The sequence below is a fragment of the Streptomonospora halophila genome (assembly GCF_039542725.1).
Classification (GTDB): Bacteria; Actinomycetota; Actinomycetes; order Streptosporangiales; family Streptosporangiaceae; genus Streptomonospora; species Streptomonospora halophila.
Genome location: NZ_BAABIK010000003.1, coordinates 1 through 20,649 on the forward strand (window position 1 = coordinate 1; position 20,649 = coordinate 20,649).

General features: G+C 70.4%; 19 protein-coding genes. 12 read left to right on the forward strand and 7 right to left on the reverse strand.

From position 1 onward, the window contains the following. Positions 1–1,599 (forward strand): acyltransferase family protein (locus ABEA15_RS03550; RefSeq protein ID WP_345555465.1); only part of this gene is annotated, 1,599 nt, incomplete at its 5' end. A gap of 281 nt (positions 1,600–1,880) precedes the next feature. Here ABEA15_RS03550 and ABEA15_RS03555 read toward each other — a convergent pair. Continuing rightward, positions 1,881–3,077 carry a DUF418 domain-containing protein gene (locus tag ABEA15_RS03555; RefSeq protein WP_345555466.1) on the reverse strand — a complete coding sequence of 399 codons (1,197 nt, stop codon included), beginning with the start codon at positions 3,075–3,077 and terminating at the stop codon, positions 1,881–1,883. A 60-nt stretch (positions 3,078–3,137) separates the two neighbouring features. Between ABEA15_RS03555 and ABEA15_RS03560 the strand changes: the two genes are divergently transcribed. Continuing rightward, on the forward strand, positions 3,138–3,653 hold the full coding sequence (locus ABEA15_RS03560) for a helix-turn-helix domain-containing protein (protein ID WP_345555467.1): 516 nt from the start codon (positions 3,138–3,140) through the stop codon (positions 3,651–3,653). Between the two features lie 348 nt (positions 3,654–4,001). On the opposite strand, the gene ABEA15_RS03565 is transcribed toward ABEA15_RS03560, so the two are convergent. From ABEA15_RS03565 to ABEA15_RS03575, 3 genes are all read right to left on the reverse strand, one after another. Continuing rightward, positions 4,002–4,613: a DUF1707 SHOCT-like domain-containing protein gene (locus ABEA15_RS03565; protein WP_345555468.1), complete on the reverse strand. Its 612-nt coding sequence runs from the start codon at positions 4,611–4,613 to the stop codon at positions 4,002–4,004. A gap of 143 nt (positions 4,614–4,756) precedes the next feature. After that, on the reverse strand, positions 4,757–5,956 hold the full coding sequence (locus tag ABEA15_RS03570) for an alpha/beta hydrolase (RefSeq protein ID WP_345555469.1): 1,200 nt from the start codon (positions 5,954–5,956) through the stop codon (positions 4,757–4,759). A gap of 61 nt (positions 5,957–6,017) precedes the next feature. Beyond that, positions 6,018–6,458, reverse strand: coding sequence for a DUF6069 family protein (locus ABEA15_RS03575; protein ID WP_345555470.1), 441 nt, complete (start codon positions 6,456–6,458; stop codon positions 6,018–6,020). A 224-nt stretch (positions 6,459–6,682) separates the two neighbouring features. On the opposite strand from ABEA15_RS03575, the gene ABEA15_RS03580 reads away from it, so the two are divergent. The 4 genes from ABEA15_RS03580 to ABEA15_RS03595 all read left to right on the forward strand — a co-directional run bounded on the left by ABEA15_RS03580 (position 6,683) and on the right by ABEA15_RS03595 (position 10,834). Then, on the forward strand, positions 6,683–8,005 hold the full coding sequence (locus ABEA15_RS03580; protein WP_345555471.1) for a sensor histidine kinase: 1,323 nt from the start codon (positions 6,683–6,685) through the stop codon (positions 8,003–8,005). Further along, positions 7,993–8,655, forward strand: coding sequence for a response regulator (locus ABEA15_RS03585; RefSeq protein WP_344140974.1), 663 nt, complete (start codon positions 7,993–7,995; stop codon positions 8,653–8,655). Before ABEA15_RS03580 ends, ABEA15_RS03585 begins: the two co-directional genes overlap by 13 nt. Positions 8,656–8,790: 135 nt before the next feature. Next, positions 8,791–10,017 (forward strand): helix-turn-helix domain-containing protein, encoded by a 1,227-nt coding sequence (locus ABEA15_RS03590; protein ID WP_345555472.1) that lies wholly within the window; start codon positions 8,791–8,793, stop codon positions 10,015–10,017. 526 nt (positions 10,018–10,543) lie between these two features. After that, positions 10,544–10,834, forward strand: a complete 291-nt coding sequence (locus ABEA15_RS03595; protein WP_345555473.1) for a hypothetical protein — start codon at positions 10,544–10,546, stop codon at positions 10,832–10,834. A gap of 55 nt (positions 10,835–10,889) precedes the next feature. Here ABEA15_RS03595 and ABEA15_RS03600 read toward each other — a convergent pair whose 3' ends face one another. Together ABEA15_RS03600 and ABEA15_RS03605 are read right to left on the reverse strand one after the other, a co-directional pair. Beyond that, complete coding sequence (locus ABEA15_RS03600) at positions 10,890–11,816, reverse strand: YDG/SRA domain-containing protein (protein ID WP_345555474.1); 927 nt, start codon at positions 11,814–11,816, stop codon at positions 10,890–10,892. A gap of 107 nt (positions 11,817–11,923) precedes the next feature. After that, positions 11,924–12,424, reverse strand: coding sequence for a GyrI-like domain-containing protein (locus ABEA15_RS03605; RefSeq protein WP_345555475.1), 501 nt, complete (start codon positions 12,422–12,424; stop codon positions 11,924–11,926). A gap of 414 nt (positions 12,425–12,838) precedes the next feature. On the opposite strand from ABEA15_RS03605, the gene ABEA15_RS03610 reads away from it, so the two are divergent. The 5 genes from ABEA15_RS03610 (at position 12,839) to ABEA15_RS03630 (ending at position 18,253) form a co-directional block, all read left to right on the forward strand. Next, entirely contained in the window at positions 12,839–13,876 is a 1,038-nt protein-coding gene (locus ABEA15_RS03610; protein WP_344140960.1) for a LacI family DNA-binding transcriptional regulator, read from the forward strand. Positions 13,877–14,100: 224 nt separating this feature from the next. Beyond that, complete coding sequence (locus tag ABEA15_RS03615; protein ID WP_345555476.1) at positions 14,101–15,423, forward strand: extracellular solute-binding protein; 1,323 nt, start codon at positions 14,101–14,103, stop codon at positions 15,421–15,423. A gap of 63 nt (positions 15,424–15,486) precedes the next feature. Continuing rightward, entirely contained in the window at positions 15,487–16,485 is a 999-nt protein-coding gene (locus tag ABEA15_RS03620; RefSeq protein WP_344140958.1) for a carbohydrate ABC transporter permease, read from the forward strand. Then, the gene (locus ABEA15_RS03625; RefSeq protein WP_344140957.1) at positions 16,478–17,317 is read left to right on the forward strand and encodes a carbohydrate ABC transporter permease; all 840 of its coding nucleotides are present in this window, start codon (positions 16,478–16,480) and stop codon (positions 17,315–17,317) included. Before ABEA15_RS03620 ends, ABEA15_RS03625 begins: the two co-directional genes overlap by 8 nt. Positions 17,318–17,452: 135 nt before the next feature. Continuing rightward, the gene (locus ABEA15_RS03630; RefSeq protein WP_345555477.1) at positions 17,453–18,253 is read left to right on the forward strand and encodes a potassium channel family protein; all 801 of its coding nucleotides are present in this window, start codon (positions 17,453–17,455) and stop codon (positions 18,251–18,253) included. 257 nt (positions 18,254–18,510) lie between these two features. Here ABEA15_RS03630 and ABEA15_RS03635 read toward each other — a convergent pair whose 3' ends face one another. Then, positions 18,511–19,329, reverse strand: coding sequence for an IclR family transcriptional regulator (locus ABEA15_RS03635; protein ID WP_345555478.1), 819 nt, complete (start codon positions 19,327–19,329; stop codon positions 18,511–18,513). Between the two features lie 101 nt (positions 19,330–19,430). Between ABEA15_RS03635 and ABEA15_RS03640 the strand changes: the two genes are divergently transcribed. After that, positions 19,431–20,645: a CaiB/BaiF CoA transferase family protein gene (locus tag ABEA15_RS03640; protein WP_345555479.1), complete on the forward strand. Its 1,215-nt coding sequence runs from the start codon at positions 19,431–19,433 to the stop codon at positions 20,643–20,645. The last annotated feature ends 4 nt before the right edge of the window (positions 20,646–20,649 follow it).

Here is a 20,649-nt window from a genome sequence, read left to right on the forward strand (position 1 = left end):
TTCTGGTCGCTGGCGGTGGAGGAGCAGTTCTACCTGCTGTGGCCGCTGCTGTTCGTGGCCTGGGCGGCGGGCGGCCCGCTGTGGGGGCGCCGGCGGGCGATCCTGGCGGTCACGGCCGGGGTGTTCGCGGTGTCGCTGGGGTTCTCCGCGGTGCTGACCGCCTCCGACCCCCAGTCGGCGTACTTCCTGCCGCAAACGCGGATGTGGGAACTGGCCGCGGGCGGCGTGCTGGCGGTCGCCGCCGCGCGCATCTCGTGGCCGGCGGCGGCGCGCTGGGTGCTGGGGTGGGCCGGTCTGGCCGCGATCGGCTATGCGGCGCTGAACTACAACGACCAGACGCCGTTCCCGGGGCTGGCGGCGCTGGTGCCGGTCGCGGGGGCGGTGGCGGTGATCGCCGCCGGGCAGAACGGCGAGCACTGGTCCACCTACGCGCTGCTGGCCGGCCGTCCGGCGCGCTTCGGCGGCGACCTCTCCTATTCGCTGTACCTGTGGCACTGGCCGGTGATCGTGTTCGCGCTGGTGATGACGGGCTCGTCGGAGCTGGAGCCGCTGTATGCGGGGCTGGCGGCGGTGGTCTCGGTGCTGCTGGCCTGGGCCACGAAGGTGGCCGTCGAGGACCCCGTGCGCCGGTGGGGGCTGCTGCGCTCGGGCAGGCACGCGGCGGCCTTCGCGGTGGCGGCCGCGGTGGTGGTCGGCTTGATCGGCGCCGGTCAGGCGGCGCGGTACACGTGGCTGCAGAACACGGAGTTCGATCCGGTGCAGCATGTGGGGCCGGCGGCGCTGGGCACGTCGGAGCCGGCGGGATCGGGCGATGCGCCGCTGTATCCCTCGCCGGTGGCCGCGGGTGACGACCTTCCCGACGTCTGGGCCCGATGCCAGGCCGATCCCGGGGCCGTGAAGCTGCAGTCGTGCGTCTACGGCCCCCAAGACGCCGATACCACCGTCGCTCTGGTGGGCGACTCCCACGCGGCCCAATGGGCGCCCGCGCTGCGCAGGATCGCCGAGGAGCGCGACTGGCGGCTGCACGTCTACGCCAAGTCCTCGTGCTCCTTCACCCTCACCACGTTGGGGCGCGACGGCAAGGCGTACAGCGAGTGCACCGAGTGGAACGAGGCCCTCTTCGACGAGCTGACGGGTGAGGTCGGGCCCGACATCCTGTTCACCACCTCCAGCGCCAACAACGAGGCGGCCTCGGCGGCGACGCAGTCCGAGGGCGCCGTCGACATCGCCGCCGGCATGAACCGGCTGTGGGGGCCGCTCGAGGACGCCGGAACCGACGTCGTCGCCATCCGCGACACCCCCCGCATGGCAACGCGCCTGCCCGAGTGCGTGGCGCTGCACAGCGAGGACCTGTCGAAGTGCGAGAGGTCGGCCGAGGACGCCTTCTCCAACGAGGACCCGCAGCTGCTCGCCGCCGAGAACGACGCCGACGCCGACGTCGTCGACCTCACCGACGAGTTCTGCATCGGCGACACCTGCCTCCCGGTGATCGGCAACGTCCTGGTCTACCGCGACAGCAACCACATCACCGCCACCTACTCCGAGCTGCTCGCCCCCAAGCTCTCGCAGGCACTCGACGGAGTCCTCCCGGCCCCCTGACCCCCGCCACCCCGCCCCCACCCCGCCCCCACCCCCACTCGGTCATCCACCCATATCCGAGGCGCGGGAGGGCTCCGCGCGCCCCTCCGCCGGCTCCGGCCGGTCCGGCAGCGGTTTCGGCCTGGTCCTGCGGGTGTCCTCGACTTCGTGCCCGACACAGGTGAGGCGCGGGCCGTCGCCGCCGGATGGTGGCCGAACCGGCTCAGGGGCGCTCGCGGAGCGCGGAGGCTCTGCGAGGTCGAAGCACGTCGTGGGCGCGTGAGGGGTGCGTCCGGACGCCACTACGACGCGGCGGGTGGGGACGGGCGGCCGTAGGTCATGCGGCGCAGGAGCCACTCCGCGGGGCCGCCGCGGAGCCCGGCACGCCGCATGGCGTCGGCGAGCAGGACCGTGGCCAGCCACACCCCGGCACCCAGGGCGACCGCACCGGTGTCGTTCCACCCGGGCCCGAGGCCCAGAGCGTAGGGCGGGACCAGCACGGCCCAGGCCGCCGACTGGAGCAGGTAGCAGGTCATCGAACGCTGCCCGGTGGCCGCCAGCGCTGTGACGACGGGGCCGCGCCGAGCGCCGGAGCGGTTGTCCAGCCAGTGGGCGGCCAGCGCGATGAGGGCGGCGTAGCCGAACCCCGCCGCGTAGCCGGTGAGCAGGTGCAGCCAGAAGACCGCGGTTGCGGTGACCGGGCCGACGTGCCACACCTCGACGTTGATCAGGGCTTGCGGCACACCGCCGGCGACCCCCGCCGCGATCCCCCAGGCGGCGGCGCGCCGCAGCAGGGGCAGGTGGTCCTGCGGCCGCTCCAGCAGGCGGCGGCGTCCGGCCCACACGCCGACGAGGAACGGGAACACCGAGATGGCGACCATCAGCGGCAGGAAGAACGGCAGCACGGCAAGGCGCATGAGCGCGTCCGACAGCCAGGTGACCTCGGCCCCGGCGTTCTCCGAGGCGGCCGGGAAGAGCTGCGTGGACACCAGGGCGTAGGCGAGGGTGCCCGCCGCCATCCAGGCGGAGGCGTGGACGAGCAGCCGCCGGTCGCCCATCCGCATGGCCGCGGTGAATGCCAGGGCGATCAGGCCGTAGGCGGCGATGATGTCGCCGTAGAACAGCAGGCCGGTGTGCGCGACTCCGATGGCCACCAGCGCGAGCCCGCGCCGGCGCAGCAGGCGGTGGACCCACGGCCATTCGCGTCCCTCGGCTGTTCTCCGGCGGTGGATCTGCGCGAGCCCGTATCCGAAGAGGGCGGCGAACATGGGGTAGCCGCGGTTCTCGGCGAAGAGCGCCATCACGGCGGTGACGCCGGTGTCGGCCGGGCCCTCCAGAGAGAATCCGCCCGCGCCCGCGACCTGCCGGAACAGGTGCGCGTGTACGGTCGCGATGATGAGGAGCATGACGCCCCGGGCCAGGTCGGGGGCGAGCGAGCGCTGCCCGGCGGGCAGCGCTCCGGGAGCCGACGGCGATTCGCCGCGGGTGGTGTGGGACATCGACCGGTCCTCGCAGGTGAGGGGAACAGCAAGCTACGCTTGCGTATCTAATGAGCGGAGTTGGAGGAGGCCGTCTACACGGCCGCCCTGGAGGAGACCGCCGAGCTCGGCTTGGCGCGCGTCACCATGGAAGGCATCGCCCGCCGGGCCGACACGGCCAAGACCTCGCTGTATCGGCGCTGGTCGTCGCCGGAGGACATCGTGCTCCGCGCGCTGTACCGGGCCTATCCGGTGGAGCAGCCCTCGCCGGGCGCCGACGATCTGCGCGGCGACAGCGAAGCCCAGCGCCGTCCTGACCTGCACGAACGCCTGTATGCAGAGGTCTTCGACGCCCGCGGCAGCCGCTTTACCCGCACTGTGCTGCGGCACTACGCCGACAACGGGCAGATCGACCCGGCCCGGCTCACCCCCGTTGTGGCGGACATCGGCGAGGCTTTGATGCTCAAGTACGGCATCGACTCGATGGAGCTGCCCGGCGACGACTACATCGCCGCCATCGTCGACCAGGCCATCCTCCCCGCGGTCGGCCGCGCCCCCGACGCGCGGGACGAAGACCGGCGGGGCCGCCTTGAGTAGCCGCTGGGTTGTCAGTCGGCGCCCATGGCCATGGCGGCGTCCGATGGTTCCCGTCAACTGGGAGGACGGCGCCATGGCCGACTGGTCCGGACGAGTGATCACGATCGTCGGCGAGTCGCCTGAATCGGACGGCTGTGGGGATTTTCCAGCTCCGCGAAGACGACGGATTTGGCGACACCTTCCGCAGCGCGGCCGTGAACTCGCCCGCGCCCTCGACCGCCTGGCCGGTTTCACCGGCTGACCCGGGACCCGGCGGAGCCGAGTGCTCCCCCCGCGCTTGCCGCAGCGATCGGCGCAGCCGCGCCCCATGCGTGCCCCGGGCGGGCAAGCCCGTTCGTGGCGGCTCCCTCAGGCCGGGCGCCGCAGCAGCCAGGCCCAGAAGCCGCGGCGCGGATGGCGCGCCTTGATCGTGCCGGACTTCACCGTGCCGCTGACCCGCAGCCCGGATGCCCCGGGAGCAGGCGGCCCCTTCACCTTGTTCACGACGGTGCCGCTGGAAGCCGACGCGTCGTCCAGATTCACCCACCAGCCGCGCGGCACCACCAGTACGACCGAACCCGACTTCGCGTGGGCCTCGACGGCGACCTCGCGGTGCGGGCACTCGGCCGCCGTGAAGTCGAGCTTGACCGCGCCGGACGTGCACTCGACCGTGATCCGGTCCGGCACCTGCCAGTAGCCGTCACGCTTCAGGCTGCCGCTCGTGGTCTCCAGCACCAGCGGTGGCGCCTCGCCGCCGGACCGGGGCGCTGTGGGCTCGGCGGGCAGATCGGCGGTGAGCGGTTCCAGATCGGCCCGGGTCTTGGCCGAATACACGGCGGAGAGGCGCTCGTCCAGTTCGGCGAGCTCAAGGCGGCCCACGGCCACCGCCTCACGCAACCGTTCGGCGGCGGCGTCGCGATCTTCGTCGGCGATCCGCAGAGCCGGCGCAGCGGGCGCCGGTCTCTCCTGTGCATCGCTCACGTCCGGCTCCCAACCAGTTCGGGTCGCGCCCTCTACCCCTATGAGCATACGACCCGCGGGCCGCCGCTCACGGGCCGCCGGCGGAGCGGGGCGCAACGGCGCCTTCGGTCCCGCGGCGGCGGATCGGCGGTACGCAACACCGGCTATGACCCCCGCTCGGTCCGGTCGCGCGACCGGACCCAGGCGGTGAACGCCTCCACCGCGTCGACCACCGCTTCGAAGCGCAGGGAGTGGACGATGTCGAACGCGTGCTGGGCGCCGGGAAGCTCCGCGTAGACGACCGGCTCGGCCGAAATCCCGCGCAGCGCGGCCGTGAACCCGCGGGCGCCCTCCACCGGCACGACGGTGTCCCGGTCGCCGTGTACGGCGAGGAACGGGGGCGCGCCGGTGTGCAGGTGGTCGGCGGGCGAGGTGGGCGGGTCGGCCGCGGCGCCCGGCCGGGCGTAGTAGCGGCCGTAGTAGCCGTACAGCGAGACCGCGGCGGTCACCGAGGTGTCGGCGTCCTCGAACCCGGGCTGGAACGCGGCCTCGCCCGGCGTCAGCGCGGCGATCGCCGCCAGGTGGCCGCCGGCGGAGCTGCCCGCGGCGACCAGCACCGACGGGTCGGCGCCGTAGCCGGGGCCGTGCTCGCGCGCCCACGCGATCGCCTTCTTGAAGTCGGCCACGTGCTCGTCGAAGCCAGCATGCGGACGCAGCCGGTAGTTCGCGCTGACGCAGACCCACCCCCGGCTCGCCAGGCGGTAGAGCAGCGGGCGCCCCTCGCGGTCCTTGCGGCCGCTGAAGTAGCCGCCGCCGTGCGCGTAGACCAGCACCGGGCCGCCCGCCGGCCGCGAGCGGTGGCGGTAGACGTCCAGCCGGTGGCGCTTTCCGGCGTCGCCATAGGCGATGTCGGCGATGCGCTCGACGTCGCGGCGGCGCACCAGGAACGGGCGGAGCAGGATGCGCGCATAGGGCGGGCGGCGCCGCAGCCCCGCGGCCAAGTCCTCCCGGATCGCGGACCGCCAGTCCGCGCCGAGGCCGTCGTCCAGCGCGCGCTCCAGTACCCGGCGAGCGCGCGTCCCCCTGCGCACGATCACCGCGAGGCCGACGGCGGCCAACCCCGCCAGGGCGGCCACCGTCCAGGCGGCGGCACTGCGGAGGTCGCCCTGGGCCCAGGCCAGCCCGGTCGAGGCGAGCAGGCAGTACAGGGCGAAGACGGGCATCTCGTTGATCACCAGTCCCAGCCGGAAGCTCACCGCGTCCCACGGGCGCGGACGGCGCAGGGGAGCCAGCGCGAAGGCGGTGCACACCGCGACGATCGCGACGGACACGAGGTAGCCGTAGGGCAGGTAGCCGAAGGGCATGGTCACCCCCGAGTGCGGCCGGTCGGCGGGCCGGCCCCGGGGGACCGGCGGTGTTCGGCGCTCATGGACGGCGCGCCGTGGGTGCCAGAACGAGGATGACCACGGCGCCCACGACCAGGTGCATCCCCAGGAGCACGACCATGCTCGCGGTGTCGGCGGCGGAGACCACCGGTCCCGCCAGCGACAGCAGCAGCACCGCGGCCGCAACGGAGGTCCAGATCGGTCCCGGCCGTCGCGTCAACCGCTCCAGCACCGCGAGCAGCGCCCAGCCGGCCAGCCCCATCATCAGGGCCGAGGCGCCGATGGACACGGGACCGATGGGACCGACGGTCCCCGCCCGGTCGCCCGCGACCTCGATCCCCGCGATCGGGACCGCCACCGCCCACACCGCCAGTGCCGCGACGGCCGCCCCGACCCCCGCCAGTACGCGGCGCAGGAGGCGGCCGCCGCCCGCGGGGGCGGTGTTCTCAGAGGCGCGTGCGGCCTCGGATCGACTGGTCATCCCTCTGTCTCCTTCCGCCCGCCGGGGACGCCTGTCCCGCGGGCCGGACTGCTGTGCGGCGGGGCCGCCGGCTGCGCCGCCGTCCCACCCGGACCTTTGCAGACTCCCAAGGGAGCCGGTGCCTGCGCATCGGGCGGGCGAACATCCTCGCCTCGACTCCCGACGGGAGCACCCCCTACTTCGGTCGGTGTCGGCCGCGCGGCCCCGGCGGTTAGCCTTGCCCGGTGAACGAGGAGGTCATCGCCGCTTCGGCGAGCGAACCCGAAGTCCCGGCGGCGCGCAGGCGGCGCGCCGCGGTCGGCGTAACCGCGGTGTCGGCCGTCCTGGTCGCCCTGACGATCTGGGCCCGCCACGGTGCGCAGCCCGACGCCGCGACGCTGACCCTGGACATCGCTGTCGGCGCGCTCGGGTGCGCGCTCACGCCGCTTCTCATGTGGCGCCCGGTGACCGGCGCGCTGGGATTGGCGGTGCTGGCGGCGCTGTCACCGGCGGTGACGCCTCCGGCCACGCTCGCGGTGCTGCAGGTCGCGCAGCGGCGGCGGCTGCCGGTCGCCGTCGCGGTCGCCGCGACGGGCGTCGCCGCGCACGCCGTTCAAGGATTGTGGCAGCCCAACAGCGGGCTCTCCTACGGCTGGTGGCTGGTGCTGATCACCGCGGGGTACGGGGGGCTGGTCGGCTGGGGCGCTCTGGCCCGGGCCCACCGCGCCCTGGTCATGTCCCTGCGGGAGCGGGCCCGGCGGGCCGAGACCGAGCAGGGCCGGCGGGTGGCCGAGGCTCGCATGGCCGAGCGCACCCGCATCGCGCGCGAGATGCACGACGTGCTCGCCCACCGGCTGTCGCTGCTGGCCACCTACGCCGGCGCGCTGGAGTACCGCCCCGACTCGCCGCCCGAGCGCCTCGCCCAGGCTGCGGGGGTGGTCCGCACGGGAGTGCACCAGGCGCTGGAGGAGCTGCGGGAGGTCATCCTGGTGCTGCGCGACGAGGACGCGGCCGAGGAGGCCGCACGTGTCGCCGGCCGCAGCCCGGTGCTGGCCGACGTCCCCGCACTCGTCGAGGAGTCGCGCGGCGCCGGGGTCCGTGCGCGGCTGCGCGACGAGGCGGCCGAGCCCGAGAACGTGCCCGCCGCTGTCAGCCGGACCGCCTACCGCGTGGTCCAGGAAGGGCTGACCAACGCCCGCAAGCACGCGCCGGGGCGGCCGGTCGAGGTGGAGCTGAGCGGGCGTCCGGGAGAAGGGCTCGCGGTGACGGTGACCAACCCGGTCGGGGGAGCGGACGACGGGAGCGGTGCGGACGGCGCGAACGGCGCCGACGGTGGTGCCGGAGCTGCTGGTGCGACCGGTCACTCGGACGCTCGGGCGGTCGGCGGCGGGCGCGGCGCCGCGCCCGCGGAGGCGCAGCGTGCCGCGGCGCAGGCAGCGGCGGCGGTGGGCAGCGGGACGGGTTTGGTGGGCCTGACCGAGCGCGTGCACCTCGCCGGGGGCGTGCTCGACCACGGCCTCCACGGCGACCGGTTCCGCCTGCACGCCCGGTTACCATGGCCCGCATGAGTCGTGCGCTGCGGATCCTCATCGTCGACGACGACGCCCTGGTCCGCGGTGGGCTGTCGATGATGCTCGACGGTGTCGACGGCATCTCCGTGGCGGGCGAGGCGGCCGACGGCGACGAGGTCGCGGCCGCCGTCGACAGGCACACGCCCGACGTGGTGCTGATGGACCTGTGCATGAAGCGGGTCGACGGCATAGCCGCCACCCGCAAGGTGCGCGCGCGGCCGCACGCGCCCGAGGTCATCGTGCTGACCACCTTCGACAGCGACGAGAACATCCTGCACGCCCTGCGCGCCGGAGCGGGCGGGTTCCTGCTCAAGGACACCGCGCCACCGGAGATCGTCGACGCGATCCGCAAGGTGGCCGTCGGCGACCCGATCCTCTCGCCCCGCATCACCCGCCGCCTGATGGACCGCGCCGCAACCCAGGCGGGCACCTACGAGCAGGCCCGCGCATCGCTGGAAACCCTGAGCCCGCGCGAACACGAGGTGGTGGTGGCGGTCTCGGAGGGCCGCTCCAACGCCGAGATCGCGGCCCGCCTCTACATGAGCGTCCCGACGGTCAAGGCCCATATATCCAGCATCCTCACCAAACTCACCCTCGACAACCGCACCCAGATAGCCCTCCTGGCCCACGACGCGGGGTTGGCGTAGACCCGACTTCCTGGAGGAGGCGGGAACGCGGGGAGCTCCGCAGCGGGACGAGGATAGAGCACGGAACATCTGACGAATGAGAAACCCCGCCCTTATGCTGGCGAGTGTCGAGCCCTCTGGCAGGACGGGGATCTGATGACAGAGCGTGTCCCAGACCAAGCACTGACGTTCGGCCAGCGTGTCCGCCGCTTGCGCGAGCGCAACGGCCAGACCCGAGCGGTTGTGGGCGGCTTGGTGGGCCGCTCGCCCGAATGGGTCAAATTCATCGAGTCCGGACGGCTTCAAATGCCACGGCTTCCTCTGCTGCTGCGCCTCGCTGATGCTCTTGGGGTGGACGAACTATCCGACCTCACTGGAGATGAGCGACTGGCTGCAGCAACGTTCACAAAGGCGGCCCATGACGCGCTGCCCGCTATTAAGGATGCGCTGAGCACCTACCGGTTCGATGCCCCGGCCGAGGAGCAGCAGACGGCTGCCGAGCTGGCTGAGCGGGTGCGGCACGCGTGGCAACTCTGGCACGGGGCTCGCGCTCATCGCAGCAGAGTAGCCGCCGTGCTCCCCGACCTCCTGCGCGATCTCCAGCAGGCCGCGCGTCATCTGGACGGACGCGATCGGCGCCGCGTACTTGTGGCATCGGCTGAGGCTTACCACCTCGCTCAGCTCTTCCTCAGTTTCCAGCCGACACCGGAGCTCGTGACCCTCACTGGCGATCGGTCCATGTCCGCCGCTCAGGACGCTGACGACCCGCATGCCATCGCCGTGGCGGCCTGGTATCTGAACCATGTCTTTCGCGATGCCGGAGAGCAGCACGAAGCGCGAGTCGACCTCGCGATGCGCGCCGCCGGACTTCTCCATCCGGACAACGATCCTGAAGACCTTGCCCGGTGGGGTCTTCTCCACCTCGCCGCCGCGCTGTCGTTTGCGAAGGTCGGCCGCTCTGGAGACGCATGGCGCTTCTGGGATCGGGCCGAGAGCGCGGCTCGGCGCTTGGGCGAGCGGTATAACCACCAGTGGCTCATCTTCGGCTTGGGCATGGTCCATGCGTACGCCATCACGATGAACAACGACCTCATGAAGCCGGGAGCCGCAGTTGAGGTGGCCGAGCGCATCGATCTGGCTCCGATGCCGTCAGCAACTCGGCGGAGCTTCCACCTCATCGAATCCGCACGCGCCCACAACATGAAGGGCGAGGACATCGCCACCGTTCATCTCCTCCATAAGGCGTATGACGAATCACCCGAAACCGCCCGATTCAACCTTTTCGCTCGGTCGGCTGTTTCGGAGCTTAACGTCTCGGGTCGCGCGATGATTCGGGATGACATTCGCAACCTTGCACGCAAGATCGGCGTCCAGGCAGCCTAAAGGTACAACCTGTACCTGCCGAAGAAGGGGTAGCTTTGCTACCCCTTTCTTTGTGCGCGGTGGCTTAATGTCTCAGCCGTAATAGACCCCCGCGACGGTGTGGGCCGTCCGGGGGCGCGGCCACCAGCTAGCTAGGAGCTGATGACATGAGGCAGAGTAGCCGTCTAGGTAGGAAGTCCGCGAGGCGGTGGGGCCGTTCACCCGAGCACGCGGCCGCCCACGCGGCTGCCGCCAACCTCCAGGCCCGTCACCCGGGCTCTGTGATCTGGTTCGGCGAGATCTCGCACCGGTACTACGTCATGGACCCCGCCGGTCTCCATGAGTTCCCTGACACGGACGCCGTCCGGGTGTACCTCTGGGGCGGCCTTGGGCGTCGCCGGGTACACGCCGAGGACCGCGCAGTCCGCTTCGGGGACGGCCTCGACGACCTCCGCAGTGACCTCAGCGGTCCACTGCGCGCGCTTGTCGCAGTCCGTCCGGACGCGCGCCCCATTCCCGCACCCATGGCGGGGGCGAGGTGAGCACTGTGACTACATCCGACACCGACGCGGTCCTCCTCGCCATGCTGAAGGCCCGCTACGGCGACCAGTGGAATATTCGCCGCACCGAACACCTGTGGCTCGCCACAGCCAAGGACCCGGATACCGACAACGCTCCCACCATCGTGCAACCCGACGTAGAGGCCTTCGTCCGCGAACTGGAGAACCCACCGCCCCGAGCAGGCCGCCCCTCGCTCCTATCGTCGAGCTGGGCCGCAGCCCACTTCGACCAAGCCGGCGACGGCGCCTACGTCTCGCGTCGGCCGCCTATGACCTGACTAGCAGAGGCTCTGCCGTATATGGGGCGTCCCCAAGAACGTCTACTGGCAAGTCTTAGGGGACGCCTCCGCTCGAGAACCAATGGTTCCGGTGATATCGAATGTAGTCGATATTGATTCGATGTTGTTGATGAACTCTTAGGCTTCCGATAGTGGTCTTCCACATAGAGTCGACGACTTCAAAGTTATCCCGAATGTAGAGAGCTCCATGGTCAAAGCGTAGGTGGTCGTTCGGGCATAGACATAGAGCATTGGGCTCTTCGTCCGGGCCGTTGTGGGGCGTTCCGAGTGGTCGAATATGAGCTGTTTCGCTTGTGGGTCCGATGGGAAGCTCAATGATAGTATTGCATATCTGACATTGATTTTCATGCCAGGTCTTGATGTTATTTCTTACTGTGGCTCGCCGTTGGATCTTATTGACAGCCGTAGGTACTCGCTGGGCGGGAGGTCCTGAGGAGAATGTCTCGACCTCTATATCATTGTTCCTCTCCGGGAACATTTTGATTACATCTTCTGTATCAAAGAAGCTTCCGATTTTAACTAACAAGAACTGGCATACTTGGAACCCATCGTCGCGCACCTTGTACCAATGCGAAACGACACGGTAAAGCCCCCCATAACGATATCCTTTGGCGGGTGCATGCTCGGATTTTGGGACGGCTCCGCGAATAATTCGGACAGGAAGGCTGGCATATTGGCTTTTTACTAGGCCTGCGTTTCCGCGGTATGAGAAACTTTGGTGGTCGACCTGTTTCCCTTCCTTCTGGCCGCCCTGTCCTGTATATACGATTATGTCGCCGTAGTCCTTATCGTCCTCGTATCCTCCGCTGAGGACGATGGCGTCTGTTCCCTCGCGCTGCGTTCCCGATATTCCGGCTTGTCTCTCGGCATGGAGGCCTGCCGCTCGGAGATCGTCACGGTTGTGATACCAACTACCTTCTGGGTGCCCATAGACTTCGCCGAAGGTTCTCGTGTATGCCATGGCATATCAGTCTAATTCGGATCTGTCTGGTATGGACACGTCCGGGGTGGGCCGAAAATGATCTTGGAACTTGAGTTGCAGCCAGCAACCGCTCGATGCGGTGCTACTCACCCTTCCAGGAGAAGGTTCAGTTCTACTCGGAGGTCGTCGGGGTTCATGTCGGGGGTGGGTTCGGTGAGGTAGACCTCCCATTGGGTGGTCGTGGGGTTGTGGCCCTGGTCGCCGACCCAGGCGAAGAGGCGGGCCCAGGACTGCGCGAGGTTGTCGAAGGCTCCGGTGTGGACCATGCGGGCGACTCGGCCGGCGGGCAGGGTGCCGGCCGCGGCGTCGCCGGAGGGGTCGATCGGGCGGTCGGTGGGGAAGCCGACCTCGATGTCGACGGGGTCGCTGGGTAGGCCGCGGAACAGGCCGAACGCCGGGCCGGTGATCTGAGCGCCCTGGGAGGCGATGGTCGGGGCGAGCGTCTGGAACGAGCCGTCGTAGAACGACGGGAGGTCGTCCTGGGCGACGGTGCCGCGGATGACGGCGGTGGTGACGCTCTCGGTGGCGACGATCGCGGGCTCGAACTCCGACTCGAAGCCGGCGGGGCCGCTGGCGGGCTGCTGCATCGGGACGCCTTTCGTGATTGACGGTGGGTACCTGGGTGCTGATGGGCGGGCGGGCGGTACCGACCTCGCCGTCCGTGCCGACGGCGATATGGCGAGGGCCTTCTTCCACCTCCCGGCGACCGCCCACCCCGATTACCGACTCCGGCCGCGCCGGGAACTCATCGCTGGATTCACTGTTCGATGGGCGCAGGTCTCCTCACCTTGCTCGCCCTCCCCGCCCCTTCGCCTCGCTGCCCCTGCTGCCCCGCTGCCCGCGACCGCCGGCGGCGAACGCCGATCTACCCGCGCCCCCGGCTCCGCAATCGCGCGCCCCGCCGATCCCCGCCGATCCTCCCCCGGCCCGTCCGCATCCCCCGCCCCTCCCGGCACACGCGCCCACAGGTCCCCGCGGTGCGGCGGGCTACCATCATCCCCATGACAGCCGGGAACACGGGACGCAAGCGCCCCACGATCAGCGACGTCGCCCGACGCGCCGGCGTGACGAAGGGTGCTGTCTCGCGGGCGCTGAACAGCGGCACCGGCGTCAGCACCGGCACGCGCGACCGCATCCGCCAGGCGGCGGTCGAGCTGGGGTGGAGTCCCAGCTACGCCGCACGCGCGCTCAACGGCAAGCCGCTCGGCACGATCGGCCTGGTCGTGCGCCGCTCCCCGGAGATCCTCGACTTCGACGCGTTCTTCCCGTCGTTCCTGTCCGGAATCGAGTCCGTGCTCTCCGGCGAGGAGCACGCCACGGTCATCCGCTTCGTGCCGGACGCCCAGACCGAGGCCGCCACCTACGAGCGGCTGTTCGGCGACCGCTTCGTCGACGGGTTCCTCGTGACCGACCTGCGGGTGGACGACGAGCGTCCCGCGATGCTGCACCGACTGGGTGCACCCGCCGTCGTGGTCGGCGCGCCCGAGGGCTCCTCGGACCTGCCCACCATCACCAACGACGCCGAAGAGGCGATTCGCGGCCTGGTGCGCCGCTTCGCCGACGCCGGCCACCGCCGCATCGCCCACGTCCAGGGCGACCGCCACATGCTGCACGCGCTCCAGCGCCGCCGCCACTGGGAGCAGGCGATGCGCGAGTTCGGGCTGGAACCCGGCCCCGTGGAGTACGGCGGCTACACCATCGTCGGCGGGGCCCAGGCCACCGAGCGCATCCTCGCGCGCGGCGGCGAGCGCCCCACAGCCGTCTTCTATGGCAGCGACCTCATGGCCATCGGCGGGTACTCGGTGCTGGGCGAGTCCGGCCTGGCCATCCCCGCCGACATGGCGGTGGCCGGCTTCGACGACATCCCCCTGGCCTCGTTCGCCTCGCCGCCGATGACGACCGTGCGCAGCAAACACCGCGCGCTGGGTAGCGCCGGCGCGCGCATCCTGCTCGACATGCTCAAGGGCCAGGAGCCGCCCCTTTCGACGGTGCTGACCGGCGAGCTCTGCATCAGGGATTCGTCCGGCGACCCCGCGTAACACAAGTAACGACTCTGTAACCCCCTCTCCTGTGCCGGAGTGATCTCCCCTACACTCACGCGGTAAACCGGTTTACTTACGTAGTCAGGGCCGCCTGAGCAGCACACGGTCCGCCAGCCCCGCCCCCCGCCTACCGACTCGCCGGCCATGCGGTCCCGGGTCGGCCGTCCTCGTGCCACGCGCCGAAGACGGTGCCGGGCCCGCATGACCACAGAGAAACGGAGATGGTCGTGAAGATTCCCGCCAAAGCAGTACTGTCCGCCTCGACCGCGCTCGGTCTCGTCGCCGCGCTGACCGCCTGCGGCGGCTCCGGCGAGGAGTCCGGAGACCAGACGCTGACCTACTGGGCCAGCAACCAAGGGGCGAGCGTGGAGGAGGACAAGAAGGTCCTCAAGCCCGCGCTCGACCGCTTCACCGAGGAGACCGGCGTCGAGGTCGAGCTTGAGGTCATCCCCTGGAGCGAGCTGTACAACCGCATCCTCACCGCGGTCAGCAGCGGCGACGCGCCCGACGTGCTCAACATCGGCAACACCTGGGCGGCCAGCCTGCAGGAGACCGGCGCCTTCGTCCCCTACGAGGGCGCCGACCTGGAGGCGGTCGGCGGCAAGGGCCGCTTCGTCGAAACCAGCTTCGCCACCGGCGGCGCCGAGGGCGAGGCGCCGACGTCGGTGCCGCTCTACGGCCTGTCCTACGCGCTGTTCTACAACCCCACCATGTTCGAGGATGCGGGCATCGAGGAGCCTCCCGCGACCTGGGAGGAGTTCGTCGACACCGCGAAGAAGCTGACCAAGGACACCGACGGCGACGGCAAGCCCGACCAGTACGGCCTGGCGATGGAGGCCGGCAGCGAGCGGCAGAACTCGCACTTCGCGCACATCCTGGGACAGCAGTACGGCGGGCAGCTCTGGAAGAACGGGCCCAACTTCTCCTCCGCCGAGCAGGTCGACGCGGTCAAGATGTGGGTCGACATGATGGCCGAGGAGGAGATCGTCGACCCCAGCAACGCCGAGTTCAGCGACGGCACCCAGTCCATCGGCGACTTCGTCGACGGCAAGGCGGCCATGATCATGATGCAGGGCAGTGCCCGCACCACCATGGCGGCCCGCGACTTCGACAACTACGAGGTCGCCCAGGTCCCGATGCTCGACCCGCTGCCCGGCAAGCCCATCCAGAGCCACGCGGCCGGCATCAACATCAGCGTCTTCAACGACACCGAGAACAAGGAAGGCGCGCTGCAGCTGGTCGAGCACCTGACCAGCCCTGAGGAGCAGGTCTACCTCTCGCAGGAGTTCCAGACGCTGCCGGTGGCCACCAAGGCCTACGACAACGAGGAGCTGCAGAGCGAGTCCATGCAGACCTTCCGCACCATCCTCACCGAGCACGCCTCCCCGATGCCGCTGATCCCCGAGGAGGGCCAGATGGAGACGGTCCTCGGCGAGTCGATCGCCGGGCTCTTCGCCGACGCGGCGACCGGCAGCAAGGTCACCGAGGCCGACGTCCGCGACGCCATGAAGGAAGCCGAGACCCAGATGGACGCCGCGAACTAGGCGGTGCAGTCCGCCGGCCGCCCCGCCCCTTGCGGCGGGGCGGCCGTTCGATGGAGGCGCTAGATGTCGACCACTGAAGAACCGCGGTCCGGTGCGGCCGAGGAGGACCCGCCGACGGAGGCCGGGCCTGCGAGCGGGTCCCGCAGGCGGCGCCCGCGCCGCCCGGGTGTGCTCCTGCCCTACGGCATGGTGCTGCCGGCGGCCGTGCTGGAGCTGCTGATCCACATCATCCCCATGATCCTGGGGATCTACATCGCGTTCACCTCGCTCACGCAGCTGACCATCCGGAACTGGACGTCGGCTCCGTTCGTGGGCCTGGAGAACTTCGTCCGGGGGCTCGACCCCAGCGGCGCGCTCGGTTCGGCCCTGTTCCAGAGCCTGTTCCGCACCGCCTTGTACACCGCCCTGGTGGTGGGGCTGTCCTGGGTGCTGGGCATGGCGGCCGCCGTCTCGCTGAACACGAAGTTCCGCGGGCGCGGGGTGCTGCGCACGCTCTTCCTGGTGCCCTACGCCCTGCCGGTCTACGTGGCCGCCATCATCTGGGCGTTCATGTTCAACCACCGGGACGGCATGATCAACCGGCTGCTGGTCCAGGACCTCGGCCTGCTCGACGACCGGCCGTTCTGGCTTATCGGCGAGAACGCGTTCTGGGTGCTGGTGGTGGTGTCGGTGTGGCGGCTGTGGCCGTTCGCGTTCCTGATGCTGCTCGCCGCGCTGCAGAGCATCCCCGAGGACATGTACGAGGCCGCGGCGATCGACGGCGCGTCGACCTGGAAGCGGTTCACCGGCATCACGATGCCCATGGTGCGTCCCGCCAACGCCGTGGTGCTGCTGGTCATGGGGCTGTGGACCTTCAACGAGTTCAACATCCCCTTCCTGCTCTTCGGTGACACCTCGCCCGACAGCGCACGCCTGATCTCGCCGCTGATCTACGAGCACTCCTTCGTCAACTGGAACTTCGGACTCGGCGCCGCGATGAGCGTGCTGCTGCTGGTGGCGCTGATCATCGCCTCGGCCGTCTACGTCCGGATGGTCCTGCCCAAGGGGAGCAGCAATGACTGAGACACCCGGCTTCCGCTGGTTCCGCCGGATCACCCTGACCGTCCTCACCGTGTTCACGGTCATGCCGCTGTACGTGCTGGTGGTGACGTCGGTCAAGCCGCTGGAGAACGTCCGGGGGCTGTTCACCTGGGTTCCCGACCGCGTCACCTTCCAGCCCTACGTGGACATGTGGTCGACGATCCCGCTGGCGCGCTACCTCACCAACAGCCTGATCGTCACGATCACGGCGACGGTCCTGGCGCTGATCGTCGCCGTGCTGGCGGCCTACCCGCTGGCACGGCTGCGGTTCCGCGGCAAGCGCGTGTTCAGCATGACCGTGCTCTCGACCCAGATGTTCCCCGGCATCCTGTTCCTGCTGCCGCTGTTCCTGATGTTCGTGCAGGGCGAGGAGCTCCTCGGCATCCAGCTGACCGGCTCCTACTTCGGGCTGATCATCACCTACCTGACCTTCGCCCTGCCGTTCTCGATCTGGATGCTGGCGGGGTACTTCCAGGCCATCCCCGAGGGCCTGGAGGAGGCGGCGATGATCGACGGCACCAGCCGTATCGGGGCCCTCGTCCGGATCATCCTGCCGGTCGCGCGCCCGGGAATCCTCGCCGTCGCCGTGTTCGCCTTCATCACGGCCTGGGGAGAGGTGCTGTTCGCCTCGGTGCTGACCGATACCGAGACCCGCACGCTGTCCATCGGGCTCAAGCTCTACACGAGCCAGACCGACACCCTGTGGAACGAGTTGCTGGCCGCGTCGCTGACCATCTCCCTGCCGGTGATCGTCGCCTTCATGCTGGTCCAGCGGCACCTCGTCTCCGGGTTGTCGGCGGGTGCCGTGAAGTAGCGCCCCGGCGCCGCGCCCGGCCACCGCCCCGACCGCCCTTGCTAGCGTTGCCGCCGGCGGATCGGCGGGGGCGGCGCCGGCCGCTCCGTCGAACCGCCCCGCCGCCCCGTGAAACGGCTCGAAGGGCGGGTACACATGATTGAGGCGGAGGGCCTGCGCAGCGAAGCGCCGCCGGACGAGGCGGCGCTGGACCGGTGGCGCCGGCTGACGATCGTGCCCATGATGGCGGCGGCGGCCCTCTTCCTGGGCGCCTACGCCTGGCCGATCATCGACCCCGGCATCGCCGCGGGCTGGCAGAGGGCCTGCGACGTGGCGATGTTCGGCATCTGGGTGCTGTTCGGCGCCGACTACCTGGTGCGGCTGCGCCTGGCTCCGCGGCGTTGGGAGTTCGCCAAGCGGAACTGGTTCGACCTGCTGATACTCGTGGCGCCGATGCTGCGGTCGCTGCGGCTGGTGCAGATCATCATGGTGCTCGGCCTGCTCGACAAGCGGGCGGGACTGACCCTGCGCGCCAACGTCGCCAGGTACGCCGGGGCCGCCGCCGTGCTCGTCGTGTTCTGCGCCGCGCTGGCGGTTCTCGACGCCGAGCGGGGCGTGGCCGGTTCCGTCATCCGGACGTTCCCCGACGCGCTGTGGTGGGCGGCCACCACCGTGACGACGGTGGGCTACGGCGACCTGTACCCCGTCACCGCGGAGGGCCGCCTGGTCGCCGGCGTCCTGTTCACCGCGGGCATCGCCCTGCTGGGTGTGGTCACCGCGACGCTGGCCTCGTGGTTCGTGGAGAAGTTCAACGAGGGCCAGGAGAGCGCCGCGGCCACGCAGAAGCAGATGGCGGAGCTGACCGAGGAGGTGCGGTCGCTGCGCGCCGAACTGGCCGCCAGGGGCGCGGGCGCCGGAATCGCCGCCGGGGAGGCCGGCTCGGGCCGCCGACCGTGACCGGACGGCCTCCCTCAGCGCGGCTTCTGGGCGCCTTCGGCACGCCCCGCCGCCCGGTCTGCGGCGCGCGTCCGCCCCTCTTGGTCCTTCGAATGCGCCGTGTTGTACTCAGGCGAACACATCCGGTGAAGTTCCGGATTGTTTCCGAATGTTAGCGCGCGCATTGGGTCGCTGAGCAGCCGCTCCGGCGCCCCCGAGCCCTCCGCGGCCCGGGGGCGCTCCGTCGTCGGCGGGACCGCCCCGCGCGGCCGCGGCGGTCACTCGCGGGTGCAGCCGAGTACCTCGGAGACCTCCCCGGCCGTGCGCACGACGACAGGGCCCAGCTCGAACATGCGGTCCTCGGGCATCCGCGACTCGGGAGCACTGACGCTGATACTGCCGGCCACCCCGGACTCGTGGTCGAAGACGGGGGCCGCCACGGTGCGGATTCCGGGGGTGCGCTCGGAGAAGGACAGGGCATAGCCCCGCTCGCGGATCGCCTCCAGCTCGATGCGCAGCCGGGCGGGATCGGTGATCGTCGCCGGGGTCACCGCGTCGATCGGCCCGGCGAGCAGCTCCTCGGCCGCCGGACGGGGCAGGAACGCCAGCATGGCCTTGCCCGGCGCGCCGTAGACCAGGGGGATCGGCACGCCCAGCTCGGTGTAGGTGCGGCGCAGTGCGTGGTGGCTCTCGACCTGGTCGATCACGGCGCGCTCGTTGCCCGGCAGCAGTTCGTGCAGCCCCACCGTCTCGTCGACGATCGCGCGCAGCTCGCGCATCGCGCCCAGGGCCGCATCGCGCAGCGTCGTGGGGAACGCCCCGCTGCGGGCCAGCTGGACCAGCAGGGGACCCAGAGCGTAGCGGCGCTGCGCTGTCTGCCGGACGAGCCCGTTGGCCTGCATCGACGCCAGGATGCGGTGCGTGGTGCTGGTCGACAGCCCGGTCGCGCGGGCGATGTCGCTGATGCCCATCTCCGGCCGGCGGGGGCTGAAGCATTTCAGGATCGCGACGGCGCGGTCGATCGCCTGCACGGCCGGTCGTGCGGCCCCGTTGTCCTTCGCACCTGCGCCGGTGCGGCCCTCGGTCGTCTCGCTCAATTCGGCCCAACCCATTGACGTTAACGTGCTTGCAATCGTACGTTCCTGTTATACGGGATCGCATCCCATTATACGGGATAAGTCACGGAACAGGTGCGTGGATGAAGCCACTCGACGGATTCCGGGTTCTCGACCTCACCCGCTTCCTCTCCGGCCCCTACTGCACGATGGTGCTGGCGGAGATGGGGGCCGACGTCGTCAAGGTGGAGCAGCCCGGGACCGGGGACGACTCGCGTCGGCTGGCGCCCAAGGTCAACGGCGAGAGCTACCCCTTCGGCATGCCCAACCGCAGCAAGCGCAGCGTCTCCCTGGACCTCAAGGACCCGCGCGGCCGCGACGCCTTCCTGCGCATGGCCGAGCGCGCCGACCTGGTCATCGAGAACTTCCGGCCGGGCGTGGTCAAGCGGCTGGGCATCGACTACGAGTCCCTGCGCGAGGCCAATCCGGCACTGCTCTACTGCTCCATCAGCGGTTTCGGCCAGAGCGGCCCCTACCGCGACCGGCCGGGCTTCGACATCATGGCCCAGGGTGCGGTGGGCTTCATGCGGATGACCGGCCACCCCGACGGCGGCCCCGCCAAGGTGGGCATCGCGATCAACGACATCGCGGCCGGCGCCACCGCCATCTACTCGATCCTGGCCGCCGAGCTGAACCGGCGCGCCACCGGCGAGGGCGACTACATCGACATCTCCCTCGTCGACGCGGGCCTGGCCTGGACGGTCTGGGAGTCGGGCGCCTACTTCGGCAGCGGCGAGCAGCCCGCGCCGACCGGTACCCGGCACCGCCGCTCCACGCCCTACCAGGCCTACCGCACCGCCGACGGCTACGTGACGATCGGCGCCAACAACGACCGGCTGTGGCGCCGCCTCGTCGTCGACGCCCTCGACCGGCCCGCCTGGCTGGAGGACGAGCGCTTCGCCACCCTGACCGCGCGCATGGAGCACATCGACGAGCTCCAGGAGGAGATCGAGGAGGTCACCGCCGCCCGCACGACCGACGAGTGGATCAAGATCCTGGACCGCGCCGGTGTGCCCGGCGGGCCCGTGCTCACCTATGCCGAGGCCCTGGACGATCCGCACATCATCGCGCGTGGGATGATCAGTGAGGTGGATCACCCCATCATCGGTCCGATGCGGACGATCTCCCCGCCCGCCAAGTTCGGCTCACTGGAGTTCGGCATCCAGGGCCCCGCCCCCTGGCTGGGCCAGCACACCAGAGACGTCCTCGCCGACGCCGGCCTGAGCGACGACGAGATCGAGGCGCTCTACGCCGAGCGCGTCGCCTTCGACGAGCACCCCGAACTGCACGGAAGGTAGAAGC